Origin of the sequence: Bradyrhizobium sp. SZCCHNR1043, from assembly GCF_032489675.1 — a bacterium.
In the GTDB taxonomy this organism is placed as follows: Bacteria; Pseudomonadota; Alphaproteobacteria; order Rhizobiales; family Xanthobacteraceae; genus Bradyrhizobium.
Map to the genome: position 1 here is coordinate 1 of NZ_JAUEYN010000025.1, position 15,519 is coordinate 15,519.

General features: G+C 65.3%; 16 protein-coding genes. 13 read left to right on the plus strand and 3 right to left on the minus strand.

All coding sequences use genetic code 11. The features are described 5' to 3' along the window. Positions 1-71 precede the first annotated feature (71 nt). The gene (locus QX039_RS31935) at positions 72-2,423 is read right to left on the minus strand and encodes a lytic transglycosylase domain-containing protein (RefSeq protein WP_315740264.1); all 2,352 of its coding nucleotides are present in this window, start codon (positions 2,421-2,423) and stop codon (positions 72-74) included. A gap of 310 nt (positions 2,424-2,733) precedes the next feature. On the opposite strand from QX039_RS31935, the gene dapA reads away from it, so the two are divergent. The 4 genes from dapA (at position 2,734) to QX039_RS31955 (ending at position 5,222) form a co-directional block, all read left to right on the plus strand. Continuing rightward, positions 2,734-3,624 (plus strand): 4-hydroxy-tetrahydrodipicolinate synthase, encoded by an 891-nt coding sequence (gene dapA / locus QX039_RS31940; RefSeq protein WP_315740263.1) that lies wholly within the window; start codon positions 2,734-2,736, stop codon positions 3,622-3,624. Between the two features lie 67 nt (positions 3,625-3,691). Further along, complete coding sequence (mscL, locus tag QX039_RS31945) at positions 3,692-4,108, plus strand: large conductance mechanosensitive channel protein MscL (protein WP_315740262.1); 417 nt, start codon at positions 3,692-3,694, stop codon at positions 4,106-4,108. After that, positions 4,108-4,581 (plus strand): SsrA-binding protein SmpB, encoded by a 474-nt coding sequence (smpB, locus tag QX039_RS31950; RefSeq protein WP_315711387.1) that lies wholly within the window; start codon positions 4,108-4,110, stop codon positions 4,579-4,581. The genes mscL and smpB overlap by 1 nt, the downstream gene beginning before the upstream one ends. Before the next feature lie 56 nt (positions 4,582-4,637). After that, positions 4,638-5,222 carry a peroxiredoxin gene (locus tag QX039_RS31955; RefSeq protein ID WP_315740261.1) on the plus strand — a complete coding sequence of 195 codons (585 nt, stop codon included), beginning with the start codon at positions 4,638-4,640 and terminating at the stop codon, positions 5,220-5,222. Positions 5,223-5,239: 17 nt separating this feature from the next. Here the strand turns inward: QX039_RS31955 and QX039_RS31960 are convergent, their stop codons facing one another. Both QX039_RS31960 and QX039_RS31965 read right to left on the minus strand, forming a co-directional pair. Then, positions 5,240-5,926: a uracil-DNA glycosylase gene (locus tag QX039_RS31960; protein ID WP_315740260.1), complete on the minus strand. Its 687-nt coding sequence runs from the start codon at positions 5,924-5,926 to the stop codon at positions 5,240-5,242. Continuing rightward, positions 5,907-6,557 (minus strand): NYN domain-containing protein, encoded by a 651-nt coding sequence (locus tag QX039_RS31965; RefSeq protein WP_315740259.1) that lies wholly within the window; start codon positions 6,555-6,557, stop codon positions 5,907-5,909. The genes QX039_RS31960 and QX039_RS31965 overlap by 20 nt, the downstream gene beginning before the upstream one ends. A gap of 371 nt (positions 6,558-6,928) precedes the next feature. On the opposite strand from QX039_RS31965, the gene rpoZ reads away from it, so the two are divergent. The 9 genes from rpoZ (at position 6,929) to recO (ending at position 15,465) form a co-directional block, all read left to right on the plus strand. After that, complete coding sequence (gene rpoZ, locus QX039_RS31970) at positions 6,929-7,321, plus strand: DNA-directed RNA polymerase subunit omega (protein WP_006612728.1); 393 nt, start codon at positions 6,929-6,931, stop codon at positions 7,319-7,321. A 167-nt stretch (positions 7,322-7,488) separates the two neighbouring features. Beyond that, positions 7,489-9,789, plus strand: a complete 2,301-nt coding sequence (locus QX039_RS31975) for a bifunctional (p)ppGpp synthetase/guanosine-3',5'-bis(diphosphate) 3'-pyrophosphohydrolase (RefSeq protein WP_315740258.1) — start codon at positions 7,489-7,491, stop codon at positions 9,787-9,789. A gap of 81 nt (positions 9,790-9,870) precedes the next feature. After that, the gene (locus tag QX039_RS31980) at positions 9,871-10,653 is read left to right on the plus strand and encodes a pyridoxine 5'-phosphate synthase (protein ID WP_315740257.1); all 783 of its coding nucleotides are present in this window, start codon (positions 9,871-9,873) and stop codon (positions 10,651-10,653) included. Next, complete coding sequence (gene acpS, locus QX039_RS31985; RefSeq protein ID WP_315740256.1) at positions 10,650-11,069, plus strand: holo-ACP synthase; 420 nt, start codon at positions 10,650-10,652, stop codon at positions 11,067-11,069. The genes QX039_RS31980 and acpS overlap by 4 nt, the downstream gene beginning before the upstream one ends. Positions 11,070-11,354: 285 nt before the next feature. After that, on the plus strand, positions 11,355-12,116 hold the full coding sequence (gene lepB / locus QX039_RS31990) for a signal peptidase I (RefSeq protein ID WP_315740255.1): 762 nt from the start codon (positions 11,355-11,357) through the stop codon (positions 12,114-12,116). Then, positions 12,113-13,180 (plus strand): ribonuclease III, encoded by a 1,068-nt coding sequence (rnc, locus tag QX039_RS31995; RefSeq protein WP_315740254.1) that lies wholly within the window; start codon positions 12,113-12,115, stop codon positions 13,178-13,180. The genes lepB and rnc overlap by 4 nt, the downstream gene beginning before the upstream one ends. Beyond that, positions 13,170-14,096: a GTPase Era gene (gene era / locus QX039_RS32000; RefSeq protein WP_315740253.1), complete on the plus strand. Its 927-nt coding sequence runs from the start codon at positions 13,170-13,172 to the stop codon at positions 14,094-14,096. The genes rnc and era overlap by 11 nt, the downstream gene beginning before the upstream one ends. Before the next feature lie 2 nt (positions 14,097-14,098). Beyond that, entirely contained in the window at positions 14,099-14,479 is a 381-nt protein-coding gene (locus QX039_RS32005) for a hypothetical protein (RefSeq protein ID WP_315740252.1), read from the plus strand. A gap of 245 nt (positions 14,480-14,724) precedes the next feature. Continuing rightward, positions 14,725-15,465, plus strand: coding sequence for a DNA repair protein RecO (gene recO / locus QX039_RS32010; RefSeq protein ID WP_315740251.1), 741 nt, complete (start codon positions 14,725-14,727; stop codon positions 15,463-15,465). Positions 15,466-15,519 lie beyond the last annotated feature (54 nt).

The window sequence follows — 15,519 nt, forward strand, 5'->3', positions numbered from 1 at the left end:
GCTACTCGCTACTCGCTACTCGCTACTCGCTACTCGCTACTCGCTACTCGCTACTCGCTACTCGCTACTCGCTACTCCACCACAGCGCCGCGGCGCAGATCGGCCTCGATCTGCAGCCGCGAGCCGCCGCCGAAGCGGGCGCGATAGACCTGCAGGTTCTCCATCACCCGCTGCACGTAGTTGCGGGTCTCCGAGAAGGGGATCAGTTCGACCCAGTCGACGGCATCGACCTTGGGATCGCGCGGATCGCCATAGCGCTCGACCCATTTTCTGACGCTGCCGCGGCCGGCATTGTAGGCCGCGAAGGTCATGATGTACGAGCCGCGATAGTCCTCGAGCAGGCCGCCGAGCTCGGCGGCGCCGAGCTGCGCGTTGTAGACCGGGTCGGTCTTCATCCGGTTCAGATCGAAGCTGACGCCCGCGCGCTTGCAGACGTAGCGACCCGCATCCGGCGTGACCTGCATCAGCCCATAGGCCTGTGCCGGCGAGACCACGGCCTGGTTGAAGGCGCTCTCCTGGCGCGCGATCGAGAAGACCACGCTCGGCTCGACCTCCGGTCCCAGCGAGCGGAACGCAGGAATGCCCGTGATCGGATAGGCGTAATGGTCGAACGGCAGCCCGCGATTGAGTGCGGCCTTGCCGACCAGCAGCATCGCTCGCGCATCGCTGTTTCGCGCGGCGATTTCCGCGAGTCCGACCAGCACGTCGGGGTCGCCATTGTCGCCCATGTCGGCGAAGATCGGGATCGCGACCTCGCCCTCGTCGAGTTCGTAGAGCAGCTGCACCGCGCGCACCACCTCGAGCCGCTCGACGCCGCGTCCGCGGCCGCTCGGCGCCGCATTGAGGCCGAGCTGCGGCAGGCCGAGCTTCGCGCGCGCCAGCTGTCCGTAATAGCTCGTGGACTGCTCGGCGGCCGACGTATAGGCCGCGCGCGCCTCCTGCATGCGCCCCATCGCTTCTGCCGCGCGGCCCTGCCAATAGCCGGCCCGCGCCAGGGTGGTCGGATTGACGCTGCCGACGCCGATGCGCGCAAAGTGCTGGGCCGCGGTGGCCGGATCGTTGAGGAAACGCAGTGCGATCCAGCCGGCAGTGAATTCCTGCTCGGTCTTGTAGATGTCGCGGTTCGGCAGCGCCGCATCCCGCGCGATCAGATAGGCGCTGCGATATTCGCCGGTGTCGATCATCTTTCGCGCCAGCAGTCGGCGTTCGATCCACCATTCGTCCAGATTGTGCAGGCGGCCGGGATCCTTGGGCGCGTTCAGCATCAGCTGCGCCGCCTCGGCGAATTTTTCGTCGCGCCGCAGCAGTTGGATGCGGCTGAAGATATAGCCTGCATCGCCGTGGAGTTCGCGCGGCACGGCTTCGAGCAGGCTCTGGCTATTGGAGGCTTTGCGGTAGGTCGCGATTCGCGCTTTTGCCAGCGCCACGTGGCCCGAGCCAAGCCGCCGGGCAGCGCGCATGGCGGCCTCGTGCTCGCTGCCATACAGCAGCGTGTCCATCCGCGCCTTGTGATCGCCGCCGGACAACAGGGCACCGTACTGGTCCAGGATGTTGTTCTCGGTCTCCTCGGACATCGCGTCGTTGCGCCAGGCATCGCGCACCAGGCGCTCGGCATTGGCGCGGTCGCCGCGATTGAGCATCACCCGGGCCAGCGCGAACTTTCCCTTGGCCGACAGCGGCGATTCGTTCTCGAACCAGGACCACACCACGGCATCGTCGCGCTTGTCGTCCCACAACGCGGCCTCGAGCCGGCGCCGCAGGAAGGTCTGCGACGGCCAGGACGGGTTGGCGGCGATGAACGCGCGGTAGCGCTCCACGCTGGCATTGTTGTTGTCGCTGCGCAGGATCACCCACTCCGCGAGCTTGCGCGCCACGGGATCCGAGATCGCCTGCACGACCTCGGTGGCATCGCTGGGCTTGCGCTTGCGGACGAGCTCGATCACGTTTTCGAGCGCCTCCTTGTCGGATTGCGAGGTCGAGGACGTCGCGGCGATCGCAGCCGGCACCACGGGCTTGCGGGAGGCGGGCAGGGCGGCATGCTGGCGGGCCGGCAGGCTCGCAGCCGCCGCGCCGGGGGTGATGTCCTTCGGCGCCGCGCGCGCCGTCTCGCCGGCGCCTTTGGGGCTGCTCTTGACCTCGGCCTTCGCTTCGGCCCGCGCGTCGACCTCGCTCTTGGTCCCGGCGGCCTCGTGGGTGTTCGTCTTCGGAACCGCGCTGCGCGCGATCGGACGCGCCTTCGGCACCGGAACCTTGGCCGCGGCAGCCTTGGATCCCGAAACCTTGGACCCAGCAGCCTGGTCCTTGGCGAGAGCGCTATGCCCGGCGAGAGCCCATCCGAGTGTCAGGCCGGCGGCCAAGGACACCGAGAGTGACACCGACAGGGCGGTCGATCGCAATGCAGTGGCGCGGGCAGAAAAGGGCACGGCGTTCCTTTTGCGGCGGATGACTTCGATCCCCTGACCAACATGGGTCTATCGAAAAGGTGAACAAATCCTAAATATACCGGGAAGGATTGCAACCTGCGCCAACACCGCGGCGAAATCACGACCGAAGGGCGGCGTGCGGGCCGTGGGGCTTCAGCGAAGGGTGATCGCGGGCCTCGGCAATGCGATTCGAGCGATCCGTGTGCCTGTTGAGAAGGCAGCCCAACCGCGGGCGGGCCTTCCGCCTCGTCGGCAGACCCGGTATGAAGTGGCTCGTACAGGGGCCAAGCGGCGTTTGGGAGGGAGTTTCATGGCAGCCAAGACGAATTTCCGGGGTTCTTTCACCGCCTTGGTCACTCCTTTCAAGAACGGGTCCGTGGACGAGGCCGCTTTTCGCAGCCTGGTGAACTGGCAGATCGACGAGGGCACCAACGGCCTCGTGCCGGTCGGCACGACCGGCGAGAGCCCGACGCTCAGCCATGACGAGCATAAGCAGGTGGTCGAGTGGTGCATCGCCGAGGCCCGGGGACGCGTGCCCGTCGTCGCCGGCGCCGGCTCCAATTCGACCAAGGAGGCGGTCGAGCTCGCCCAGCACGCCGAGAAGGCGGGGGCGGACGCAGTGCTGGTGGTGACGCCCTATTACAACAAGCCGACGCAGGAAGGCCTGTATCAGCACTTCAAGGCGATCAACGATGCGATCGGCATTCCGATCATCATCTACAATATTCCTCCGCGCTCGGTGATCGACATGTCCGTCGACACCATGAAGCGCCTGTTCGAGCTGAAGAACATCGCCGGCGTGAAGGATGCCACCGCGAGCATGGTGCGGGTGTCGCAGCAGCGCGCCGCGATGGGCGAGGAGTTCAACCAGCTCTCGGGCGAGGATGCGACGATCATCGGCTACATGGCGCATGGCGGCCATGGCTGCATCTCCGTCACGTCGAACGTCGCGCCGCGGCTGTGCTCGGAATTCCACCAGGCCTGGCAGAAGGGCGATGTCGCAACGGCGCTGAAGATCCACGATAAGCTGATGCCGCTGCATACCAATCTGTTCATCGAGTCCAACCCGGCGCCGGTGAAATACGCGCTGTCGCTGCTCGGCAAGATCGAGGAGAAGCTGCGGCTGCCGATGGTGCCGGTGTCGGAGCCGACCCGGGTCGCGGTGCGCGAGGCGATGGTTCATGCCGGATTGATCAACTAGGTTCCGAGGGAGCTCGGGATCGGCGAAGGTCGCGAGGATTTCTCGCAAGTCTGAGGGGGACGCGAGCATGTTGAAGGAATTCCGTGAATTCGCGATGAAGGGCAACGTCGTCGACCTCGCCGTCGGCGTCATCATCGGCGCGGCCTTCGGCGCCATCGTCACTTCGCTCGTTGCCGATGTGATCATGCCGATCATCGGCGCCATCACCGGCGGTCTCGATTTCTCGAACTACTTCATCCCGCTGTCCAAGACGGTCAATGCGGGCAACCTTGCGGACGCGAAGAAGCAGGGTGCCGTGCTGGCCTATGGACAGTTCCTGACCTTGACCCTGAACTTCTTCATCATCGCTTTCGTGCTGTTCATGATCATCCGTGTGATAAACAGGTTGAAGCGGAACGAAGCGGCAGCTCCCGCGGCGCCGGCGAAGCCCTCGGCCGAGGTCGAGCTGTTGACCGAGATCCGTGATCTCCTGAAAAAGTCCTGATGGCTGAAAAGAACGAACCCAAGATCACGGTCGCCGCCGAGAATCGCAAGGCGCGGTTCAACTACGCGATCGAGGACACCATCGAGGCCGGCATCGCGCTGACCGGCACCGAGGTGAAGTCGGTCCGCGGCGGCAAGTCGACGATCGCGGAATCCTATGCGGATTCGCGTAACGGCGAGATCTGGCTGATCAACGCCAACATTCCCGAATATCTGCAGGCCAACCGCTTCAATCACGAGCCGAAGCGGCCGCGCAAGCTGCTGCTGCATCGCAAGCAGATCAACAAGCTGATGGGTGCGGTCGAGCGCGAAGGCATGACGCTGATCCCGCTGAAGCTCTATTTCAACGAGCGCGGCCGCGCCAAGCTGCTGCTCGCCGTGGCCAAGGGCAAGAAGCTGCACGACAAGCGCGAGAGCGAGAAGAAGCGCGATTGGGGCCGCGAGAAGGGCCGGCTGCTGCGGGCGCGCGGCTAACGAGACCTTTGCCGTGCGCTCCTCGGCGGCACGCCTGAGCCTTGGGAAAGCATCCGATGAATCAGAAGAACCTCTTGGACGTCGACTGGAGCCGGATTCCGGCTCCGATCGACGACGGCGCAGCCGATCATCTGGTCGGGATGACCATTCCCGCGATCGGACTGCGTGCCACCGACGACACGCTGGTCACGCTGTCGGATCTGCCGGGACGGACCGTGGTGTTCGCCTATCCACGGACCGGCGAACCCGGCAAGGTGTCACTGGTCGAGGACTGGGACATGATCCCGGGCGCGCGCGGCTGCACGCCGCAGACCTGCAGCTTCCGCGACCTGTTCGGCGAGTTGAAATCAGCGGGCGCCGTGCATGTGTTCGGTCTGTCGACGCAGAGCAATGCCTATCAGACCGAGATGGCCTCGCGCCTGCACCTGCCGTTTCCGGTGCTGTCGGACGAGAAGCTCGAGCTCACCAATGCGCTGCGGTTGCCGACCATGGAGATCGCCGGGCTGACCATGATCAAGCGGCTTGCCATGATCGTGGACGCCGCGCGCATCACCCATGTGTTCTACCCGGTGTTTCCGCCGGACAGGAACGCGGGCGACGTGCTGGCGTGGCTGAAGGACAACCGCGCATCTGCCGCGTGAGGGTGGGGTGCGCCGAACTAATCCAGCTCCGCCTTTACGCGCGCGAACACGGCGTGGAACATCTCGGTCGTGAGCACGCCGGTGTTCGTGTTGTAGCGTGAGCAGTGATAGCTGTCGTACAGCCTGATCCTGCCGGCCTGGTGCACGGCGCCATGGCCGAAGGGCGCCGCGACCGCGCGCAAGCCCAGCAGCTTCAGCAGCGTGTCGTGGGAGATGCGGCCGAGCGCGACGATGCTGCGCAGCCGCGGCATCGTGGCGATGGTGGCGCCGAGGAAGCTCCGGCACTGGTTGATCTCGGCCGGCAGCGGCTTGTTCTGTGGCGGCACGCAGCGCACCGCGTTGCTGATTCGACAGTCCACCAGCGTCAGCCCGTCGTCGGGGCGAGCTTCGAACCGGCCTTTCGCAAATCCGTAATGCAGCAGCGTCCCATAGAGCAGCTCGCCGGCGTAGTCGCCCGTGAAGGGACGCCCGGTCCGATTGGCGCCTTGCAGCCCCGGCGCGAGCCCGACGATCAGGAGCCGCGCATCGGGATCACCGAACGACGGCACCGGCGCGTTGAACCACGACGGCTCACGCGCGCGCTGTGCCTCGCGGAACTCCACGAGGCGAGGGCACAGCGGACAGTCTCGATCGGGATTGGTCGAGGACGGGGTGGATGGCGCAGATGTGGCGTCCGTCCGCCGCCTAGTCGTCGAAATCGTCATCGGTGGTGGGGGTGGTCGTGGTGGTGCGTGCGGCCGGTGCGGTCGTGCTGCGCTGGAGGAATTGCGGGGAATGGTGGCGCGGCTCGCGCGGGGCGGGGCGCTCCGACGGGTCGCGGCCGAGCTTGGACTGCAACTCCATGAGGTCGGTGAAGACGTCGGCCTGGCGGCGCAACTCGTCGGCGATCATCGGCGGCTGGCTGGAGATGGTCGAGATCACGGTGACGCGAACGCCGCGACGCTGCATCGCTTCGACCAGCGAGCGGAAGTCGCCGTCGCCCGAGAACAGCACCATCTGGTCGATATGCTCGGCGAGTTCCATCGCATCCACGGCGAGCTCGATGTCCATGTTGCCCTTGACCTTGCGGCGGCCGCTCGCGTCGATGAATTCCTTGGTCGCCTTGGTGACGACCGTATAGCCGTTGTAGTCGAGCCAGTCGATCAAGGGCCGAATCGACGAGTACTCCTGATCTTCGATGATCGCGGTGTAATAGAACGCGCGGAGCAGCGTGCCGCGGCTCTGAAATTCCTTGAGCAGGCGCTTGTAGTCGATGTCGAAGCCGAGCGTCTTGGCCGTGGCGTATAGGTTGGCGCCGTCAATGAAGAGCGCAATCTTGTTGGTCGAAGATGACATTCAGTGTCTCGCGTTCAGTTAGATTCTATTTTTGGCGCGACTCCAGTCGGTCGCGCATTCCATTTCAAGATACTGCCAAGGCGTCGGCTCAAGATACTGCCAAGGCGTCGGCGGTCCATCTGGTGTGAGGTTACCGCAAACGGGAGTGATCGGGGCAACAAAGGCGCACTTGTGACGACGTAATGAAGCGTTTTCTTGTCCAACGCCCGAATTCCGCGGGTCTGGACGGAGCGCCAGTCAAGGTTGCCGAATTCGGTACACCTTGCCCCTTACAGAAACCTGACGCCAGTTTAGCCTTGCGAAAACCGGCCAGCCTCTATAACTAGCCCAGCATAATCAGCATATTAAGCACACAAAGGACCGGAGCGACAATGGCGCGCGTCACTGTGGAAGATTGTATCGATAAAGTCGACAACCGGTTCGACCTGGTCCTTCTGGCCGCGCATCGCGCGCGCATGATCTCGTCGGGATCACAACTTACAATCGATAGAGATAATGACAAGAATCCCGTCGTCGCACTCCGCGAAATTGCGGATTCGACCATTTCTCCCGAGGATCTGAAGGAAGAACTGGTTCATTCGCTGCAGAAGTTCGTCGAGGTCGACGAGCCGGAGCCGGACACGGTGCCGCTGATCGGCTCGGCCGGTGCCAGCGTCGATGCCGACGACACCGAGGTCGCCGTCGAGCGCATGACCGAGGAAGAACTGCTGAAGGGCCTCGAGGGCCTCGCTCCGCCGGAAGAGCAGCCCGAAGAGGACGAGTGACGGCCTCGTCGCCGTCAGCGCGCTCCAGTTCACTTGTGAGATTGTGAAGGCCCGGACCGCGTCCGGGCCTTTGCATTTGAACGTGATTCCGTGATTACCATAGGGCTGCGGCCAGCGCCTGCCGTCCGGCAGATTTGGTCACGAAGATAAAGGTTTAGTCATTTTCCATGGTGGTTTCGGGCCACATTCCTCAGCAGATGCAGGCGGCGGCCGAATCGGCCGCGTTGGCGCCTCCGCCGCCGGCTGAGCGGCCGCGGCCGCAGAAGCCGCGCTCCCGCATGATGCGGCAGTACGATCTGGTGGAACGGGTCCGCTCCTACAATCCGGATACGAACGAGGATCTCCTCAACCGCGCCTATGTGTACGCCATGAAGGCGCATGGGTCGCAGACCCGCGCGTCCGGCGACCCGTATTTCACGCATCCGCTCGAGGTCGCAGCCATTTTGACCGACCTGAAGCTGGATGACGCGACCATCGTCGCGGCGCTGCTGCACGACACGATCGAGGACACCGAGGCGACCCGCGCCGAGATCGACCGCTTCTTCGGGCCCGAGATCGGCGCTCTGGTCGAGGGACTGACCAAGCTGAAGCGGCTCGAATTGGTCTCGCGCGAGGCCAAGCAGGCCGAGAACCTGCGCAAGCTGCTGCTCGCCATCGCCGACGACGTGCGTGTCCTGCTGGTCAAGCTCGCGGATCGCTTGCACAACATGCGCACGCTGGAGTTCGTGCCCGAGACGTCGCGCCGGCGCATCGCCGAGGAAACGCTCGACATCTATGCGCCGCTGGCGGGCCGGATGGGCATGCAGGAGATGCGCGAGGAACTCGAGGATCTCTCGTTCCGGACGCTCGACCCGCAGGCCTACAGCGTGGTGATGCAGCGGCTCGATGCGCTGGCGGAGCGCAACCGCAATCTGATCGGCGAAATCGAGAGCCAGCTGGCGCGCAAGTTTCGCGACCATGGCCTGACGGCCCGGGTGTTCGGCCGCCGCAAACGGCCGTTCTCGATCTGGACCAAGATGGAGCGCAAATCGATCGGGTTCGAGCAGCTGTCCGACATCTTCGGCTTTCGCGTGATCATGCCGGATCTCGAATCCTGCTATCGTGCGCTCGGTATCGTGCATACGACCTGGCCGGTCGTGCCGGGCCGTTTCAAGGACTACATCTCGACGCCGAAGCAGAACGACTATCGCTCGATACACACAACCGTGATCGGCCCGGGCAAGCAGCGCGTCGAGCTGCAGATCCGCACCGAGGACATGGATCAGATCGCCGAGCTCGGCATCGCCGCCCATGCCTTCTACAAGGACGACATCGGCTCGCCGACCGAACGGCTCAAACGCGAATCGAACGCATTCGCGTGGCTGCGCCACACCATCGGCATCCTCTCGGAGAGCGCAAATCCGGAGGAGTTCCTCGAGCACACCAAGCTGGAGCTGTTTCACGATCAGGTGTTCTGCTTCACGCCGAAGGGAAAGCTGATCGCGCTGCCGCGCCACGCAAACGTGATCGACTTCGCCTATGCCGTGCATACCGATGTCGGCAACAGCGCGGTCGGCTGCAAGATCAACGGCAAGTTCGCCGCGCTGTCGTCGGAACTGCAGAACGGCGACGAGGTCGAGGTCCTGACCTCGGACGCGCAGTCGGCGCCGCCCTCGGCCTGGGAGACGCTCGCCGTCACCGGCAAGGCCCGCGCGGCGATCCGGCGCGCCACCCGCACCGCCGTGCGCGATCAATATGCCGGGCTCGGCCGCCGCATCGTCGAGCGCCTGTTCGAGCGCACCAAGCTCGAATATGCCGACGACAAGCTGAAAGGGGCGTTGCCGCGCCTGGCCCGCGCCTCGATCGACGACGTGATGGCGGCGGTCGGACGCGGCGAGATCAAGGCCTCCGACGTCGCGCGTGCGATGTATCCGGACTACAAGGAAGAGCGCGTCGTGCGCTACGGCGCCAAGAAGACGGTCGCCGCGCCGGCAGCCAAGGCTACCGCGCCTGCGGCCGAGCCCCACCGCGGCCCGTTTGCGATCCCGATCAGCGGGCTCAATTCCGGTCTGCCGGTGAAGTTCGCGCCGAACGGCGGCGCCGTGCCGGGCGACCGCATCGTCGGCATCGTGACGCCGGGCGAGGGGATCACGATCTATCCGATCCAGTCGCCGGCGCTGAAGGATTTCGAGGAGGAGCCGGAGCGCTGGCTCGACGTGCGCTGGGATGTCGACGAGACCTCCCCGCAGCGCTTCCCGGCGCGCATTCGCGTCGAGAACGTCAACGAGCCCGGCAGCCTCGCCCAGGTCGCGACCGTGATCGCCGAGCACGACGGCAACATCGACAACATCAGCATGAGCCGCCGCTCGCCTGATTTCACCGAACTCACGATCGATCTCGAGGTCTATGACCTCAAGCATCTCTCGGCGATCATCAACCAGTTGCGCGCCAAGACCATCGTGGCGCGGGTCGACCGGGTGAATGGCTAATCTGCGGGGATGGCAGCGGCGTTCTGCTCCGGGATGCGCTAAACAAGCCGTAGTCTACTCGAAAGTCCTGCGAGCCGGCCCATGTCCGATCCGTCTAAGTCACATCCTCCGAAGCTGCGCCTCGGCGTCAACGTCGATCACATCGCCACCTTGCGAAATGCCCGCGGCGGCCGTAGCCCCGATCCGGTGCGCGCCGCGCTGCTCGCGATCGAGGCCGGGGCCGACGGCATCACGGCGCATCTGCGCGAGGACCGCCGGCACATCCGCGACGACGACATGGCGCGGCTGAAGGCCGAGATCTCCAAGCCGCTGAATTTCGAGATGGCGGCCACCGAGGAGATGGTGCGGATCGCGCTCGCGACGCGGCCGCACGCCTGCTGTCTGGTGCCGGAGCGGCGCGAGGAGCTGACCACGGAGGGCGGCCTCGACGTGGTCGGCCAGCACAAGGCGCTGGCACCGGCGATCGCCCGGCTGAGCGATGCCGGCATCCGGGTCTCGCTGTTCATCGCCGCCGACCCGGCGCAGATCGAGATGGCGGCCCGGTTGCGCGCGCCCGTGATCGAGATCCACACCGGCGGCTGGTGCGATGCCATTACCGACGGCCATGATGACAAGGCGGCTGCCGAGTGGGAGCGGATCGTGACCGGCGCCCGGCTGGCCTATGCGGCCGGGCTCGAGGTCCATGCCGGACACGGGCTCGACTATGCCACCGCCGAGCGGATCGCGACCCTGCCGGAGATCGTCGAGCTCAACATCGGCTACTTCATGATGGGCGAGGCGCTGTTCGTGGGTTTGCCCCAGTCGGTGCGGACCATGCGCGCGGCGATGGATCGCGGCCGCGCGCGGCTGGGGACATCAGCATGATCATCGGCATCGGCTCCGACCTGATCGACATCCGCCGGGTCGGCGAGGTCATCGGGCGCCATGGCGAGCGCTTCCTGAACCGCATCTTCACCGCGGCCGAGCGCGCCAAGGCCGAGCGGCGGGCCAAGAACGAGAAGATGGTGATCGCCACCTACGCCAAGCGATTCGCCGCCAAGGAGGCCTGCGCCAAGGCGCTCGGCACCGGAATCCGTCACGGGGTGTGGTGGCGTGACATGGGGGTGGTGAACCTGCCCGGGGGCAGGCCGACCATGCAGCTTACGGGTGGCGCGGCCGAACGGCTCAGGGCGCTGACGCCTGAGGGCCACGAGGCCCGCATCGACCTGTCGATCACCGACGACTGGCCGCTGGCGCAAGCCTTCGTCATAATTTCGGCGGTGCGCCGCGAGACATCCTGATGGGCGGCCGCCCCGCAGGAAAAACAAAAATGCGATCGATTCCAGCGAGTTATATAGTTTTGATACGGCGATTGATTGCGCGGCCCCGCGCAGTCGTCTAAAACCCGCCGGATTGAACCGGCTGCATCACGGGCGGATTCTGGGTCAAACCGGAGTTGGCCTTAACCACCAGAATCAGGACAGACTCCCTTAAGCCGCGGAACGGTATGGTGTTCGCGGGCGGAGGGGTGTTCGGCAACGGCTGGCGAATCGTCGGACCATTCGCCAAGGGACATTGAAAGAGCGATGAGCGTGACCTCCGGAACCAAGACTGAGAGCGGCCTCGGTGAAACCGTTCGCGTCGTCGTTCATGCGCTACTGATTGCGCTGGTGATCCGCACCTTCCTGTTCCAGCCGTTCAACATCCCCTCCGGATCGATGAAGGCGACCCTGCTGGTCGGCGACTATCTGTTCGTATCGAAATATTCGTACGGCTATAGCCACTACTCGATTCCGCTGTCGCCGCCGCTGTTCTCGGGCCGCATGTTCGGCTCGGAGCCGAGCCGCGGCGACATCGTCGTGTTTCGTCTGCCCAAGGACGACACCACCGACTACATCAAGCGCGTGATCGGTCTGCCTGGCGACCGCATCCAGGTGCGCGAAGGGTTGCTCTACGTCAACGACAAGCCGGTGCAGCGCGAGCGGCTCTCCGATTTCATCGGCGAGGATCCCTGCGGGCAGCCCGACTCGACCGCGCGCGTCAAGCGCTGGAAGGAGACCCTGCCGAACGGCGTCAGCTACGAGACGCTCGACTGCGTCGACAACGGTTATGTCGACAACACCGCGGTGTATACCGTGCCGGCCGGCAACTTCTTCATGATGGGCGACAACCGCGACAACTCGACAGACAGCCGCTTCCTCAGCCAGGTCGGCTACGTGCCGTTCGAGAACATCGTCGGCCGCGCGCAGCTGATCTTCTTTTCCATTGCCGAAGGCGAGCATGCCTGGGCGTTCTGGCGCTGGCCGGTATCGGTGCGCTGGAATCGAATCTTCAAATTCGTCCGATGATCGACGACTCACCCGAAATCCAGACGACGCAGGCTGCCGCATCGAGCCCGCAACCCGGCACGGGTGCGATGGAGGCGACGCCCAAGGCCGCGTCGCGGCCGAAGTCTGAGATCAAGCCTGAGCAGAAGAGCGAGCCCAAGACCGAGTCGAAGACCGATTCCAAGACCGATCCGAAGCCGAGCTTCAAGGCGGATACGAAGACCGTCGAGTCCGAATCGGCGATCGCGAGCCCGGACGCGGCGGACACGGCCCTGCTCGTTGCCGAGACCGATCCCGACGGCAAGCCGCGCAGCAAGGCGAAGGGCAGTCGCCGCACCAAGAGCGCGGGAACCGGCGCGGCCAAGGGCGCCAAGGCCGCGGACAAGGCCGCCAATGCCGCGATCGAGGCGCGCATCGGTCATCACTTCGCCGATCCGTCACTGCTCAGCACCGCCTTCACCCACGTCTCGGCGCTGAAGTCGTCCAAGAAGCGTGGCGACAGCTATCAGCGGCTCGAATTCCTCGGCGACCACGTGCTCGGCCTGATCGTGTCCGACATGCTGTATCGCTCGTTTCCGAGCGCGGACGAGGGCGAATTGTCGAAGCGGCTGGCCGATCTCGTGCGCAAGGAGAGCTGCGCCGACGTCGCCAAGTCGCTCGGCCTGCTCGACGACATCAAGCTCGGCGCGGTCGGCGCCGGCGCCGGGGCGCGGTTGCGCAAGTCGGTGCTGGGCGACGTCTGCGAGGCGGTGATCGGCGCGATCTTCCTCGACGGTGGCTACGCGGCCGCCGCGGGATTCGTCGAGCGCAACTGGACCGAGCGCATGCACAAGCCGCGGCGCCCGCTGCGCGATCCGAAGACGGTGCTGCAGGAATGGGCCCAGGGCAAGGGCCTGCCGACCCCGGTGTACCGGGAGGTCGAGCGCACCGGCCCGCATCACGATCCGCAGTTCCGCGTCGCCGTCGACCTGCCGGGCCTGGAGCCCGCTGAAGGCGTCGGTGGCTCCAAGCGGGCGGCAGAAAAGGTGGCGGCATCGGTCATGATCGAGCGCGAAGGCGTCAGCGGCGGCAGCAATGACGGCTGAACAGCAATCAGTGCCGTCTGTCCAGACCCGCTGCGGTTTCGTTGCGCTGATCGGCGCGCCCAACGTCGGCAAATCGACGCTCGTCAACGCGCTGGTCGGCTCCAAGGTCACGATCGTCTCGCGCAAGGTGCAGACGACGCGAGCGCTGATCCGCGGCATCGTCATCGAGGGGGCGTCCCAGATCATTCTGGTTGATACCCCCGGCATCTTCGCGCCGAAGCGCAGGCTGGACCGCGCCATGGTCACGACGGCCTGGAGCGGCGCGCACGACGCCGATGTCGTCTGCGTGCTGCTCGATGCCAAGAAGGGCATCGACGACGAGGCGCAGTCCATCATCGACAAGGCGGCCGCGGTCGCGCACGAGAAGATCCTGGTGGTCAACAAGGTCGACCTGGTGCCGCGCGAGAAGCTGCTGGCGCTGGTCGCGGCTGCCAACGAGAAGCTGTCCTTCGCGCGCACCTTCATGATCTCGGCGATCTCGGGCGACGGAGTCGACGATCTCAGGCGGGCCTTGGCGGAGATGGTGCCTCCCGGTCCGTTCCACTATCCCGAGGACCAGATGTCGGACGCGCCGATGCGGCACCTCGCGGCCGAGATCACCCGCGAGAAGATCTATTCGCATCTGCATCAGGAGCTGCCGTATCAGTCCACCGTCGAGACCGACAGCTGGACCGAGCGCAAGGACGGTTCGATCCGGATCGAGCAGACGATCTTCGTGGAGCGGGACAGCCAGCGCAAGATCGTGCTCGGCAAGGGCGGCGCGACGATCAAGTCGATCGGCGCGCAGTCGCGCAAGGAAATCTCAGAGATCACCGGTGTGCCGGTGCACCTGTTCCTGTTCGTGAAGGTCCGCGAGAACTGGGGCGACGATCCCGACCGCTACCGGGAAATGGGGCTCGAGTTCCCCAGGGAATGACAATGAGCGTGCCGCGCAACGTGTTGTGGTTCGAAGTGCTGCTCTACATCTCGCTGATGCTGGATGCGTTGTCTGTTGCCGTCTCGGATCGGACGCCGACCTTCGACATGACCGAGGACATGATCACCGCGCAGACCGTGCTCAACGGGGTGGTCATCCTGCTGCTGTTCTATTTCGTCTATCTGGCGGCGCAGCGCCGCAAGAACTGGCCGCGCTGGGTGCTGCTGGCGGCGCTGGTGCTGTCCGACATCTCCCTGGTGCAGGTGATTGGTCAGAAGGGCATGACGCTCGATGCCGGCATCGAGGTCATCTCCTGCGCGCTGACGACGATGGGATTGTACTACTCGTTCACGGGCGATGCGCGCGGCTGGTTCAACGCGTGATGGATGGAATGCAGAATGCAGAGTCGGCAAAGCGCAGCGTGCCCACCCTGCGTTTGGCGCATAACGATCATTCCGTCATTGCGAGCGCAGCGAAGCAATCCAGGGCTGCGCGTGAAACTCTGGATTGCTTCGCTGCGCTCGCAATGACGGTGTTTGTGGCGGCAGCACGGGCGAGCAACGTTGGGGCTTGATCGTCGACTGGCGCTCACGGCTTGGCGTCTGCGAGTGGTGGAGATCCCACACCGATGGAATGGACCGACGATGGCATCGTGCTGGGCGTGCGGCGGCACGGCGAATCCTCGGCCGTCGTCGAGTTGCTGACCCGCGAGCATGGCCGGCATCTCGGTCTCGTGCGCGGGGCCAGCGGCAAGCGCATGCGCCCGGTGCTGCAACCGGGCAACACGGTGCGCGCGATCTGGCGCGCGCGGCTCGACGAGCATCTCGGCATGTACGCCATCGACGCGCTGACCTTGCGGGCGGCGGGGCTGATCTCCGCGCAACACGGCGCCTACGGCGTGACGCATCTTGCCTCGCTGGCCCGGCTGTTGCCGGAGCGCGATCCGCACGAGGAGATGTATCTGCGGCTCGAACATGCGCTCGATGATTTCGAGGATGCGGGCGGCGCCGCCGTCCACATCGTACGCTTCGAGCTGGCGATCCTCGCCGAACTCGGCTTCGGGCTCGATCTCTACTCCTGCGCTGCGACCGGCGAGACCTCGGACCTGATCTACGTATCCCCGAAGTCGGGCGGCGCGGTGTCGCGCACGGCCGGCGCGCCATGGGCCGACCGGCTGCTGCCGTTGCCGCCCTTCCTGCGCGAGAGCGAGCGGGGCCATGGCTGGTCGCAGCAGGATCTTCTCGACGGTTTCCGGCTGACCGGCCTGTTCCTGCTGCGTCACGTGTTGGAGCCGCGCGGGCAGGGGCATTCCGACGCCCGCGAGGGCTTCATCAACGCCGTGACGCGGGCTAGGCCCGCCCCGCGATAGGGCTCGGTTTTCGACGCTCGTCGTCATGTGCCCTCGCGCTTGTTCGCCAACGTC

What these genes read in the sequence shown, in the direction of transcription:
- dapA (WP_315740263.1), top strand. Translation starts at nt 2,734, where the DNA reads ATGGCAGCCAAGACGAATTTCCGGGGTTCTTTCACCGCCTTGGTCACT.
- mscL (WP_315740262.1), top strand. Translation starts at nt 3,692, where the DNA reads ATGTTGAAGGAATTCCGTGAATTCGCGATGAAGGGCAACGTCGTCGAC.
- smpB (WP_315711387.1), top strand. Translation starts at nt 4,108, where the DNA reads ATGGCTGAAAAGAACGAACCCAAGATCACGGTCGCCGCCGAGAATCGC.
- QX039_RS31955 (WP_315740261.1), top strand. Translation starts at nt 4,638, where the DNA reads ATGAATCAGAAGAACCTCTTGGACGTCGACTGGAGCCGGATTCCGGCT.
- QX039_RS31960 (WP_315740260.1), bottom strand. Translation starts at nt 5,926, where the DNA reads ATGACGATTTCGACGACTAGGCGGCGGACGGACGCCACATCTGCGCCA.
- QX039_RS31965 (WP_315740259.1), bottom strand. Translation starts at nt 6,557, where the DNA reads ATGTCATCTTCGACCAACAAGATTGCGCTCTTCATTGACGGCGCCAAC.
- rpoZ (WP_006612728.1), top strand. Translation starts at nt 6,929, where the DNA reads ATGGCGCGCGTCACTGTGGAAGATTGTATCGATAAAGTCGACAACCGG.
- QX039_RS31975 (WP_315740258.1), top strand. Translation starts at nt 7,489, where the DNA reads ATGGTGGTTTCGGGCCACATTCCTCAGCAGATGCAGGCGGCGGCCGAA.
- QX039_RS31980 (WP_315740257.1), top strand. Translation starts at nt 9,871, where the DNA reads ATGTCCGATCCGTCTAAGTCACATCCTCCGAAGCTGCGCCTCGGCGTC.
- acpS (WP_315740256.1), top strand. Translation starts at nt 10,650, where the DNA reads ATGATCATCGGCATCGGCTCCGACCTGATCGACATCCGCCGGGTCGGC.
- lepB (WP_315740255.1), top strand. Translation starts at nt 11,355, where the DNA reads ATGAGCGTGACCTCCGGAACCAAGACTGAGAGCGGCCTCGGTGAAACC.
- rnc (WP_315740254.1), top strand. Translation starts at nt 12,113, where the DNA reads ATGATCGACGACTCACCCGAAATCCAGACGACGCAGGCTGCCGCATCG.
- era (WP_315740253.1), top strand. Translation starts at nt 13,170, where the DNA reads ATGACGGCTGAACAGCAATCAGTGCCGTCTGTCCAGACCCGCTGCGGT.
- QX039_RS32005 (WP_315740252.1), top strand. Translation starts at nt 14,099, where the DNA reads ATGAGCGTGCCGCGCAACGTGTTGTGGTTCGAAGTGCTGCTCTACATC.
- recO (WP_315740251.1), top strand. Translation starts at nt 14,725, where the DNA reads ATGGAATGGACCGACGATGGCATCGTGCTGGGCGTGCGGCGGCACGGC.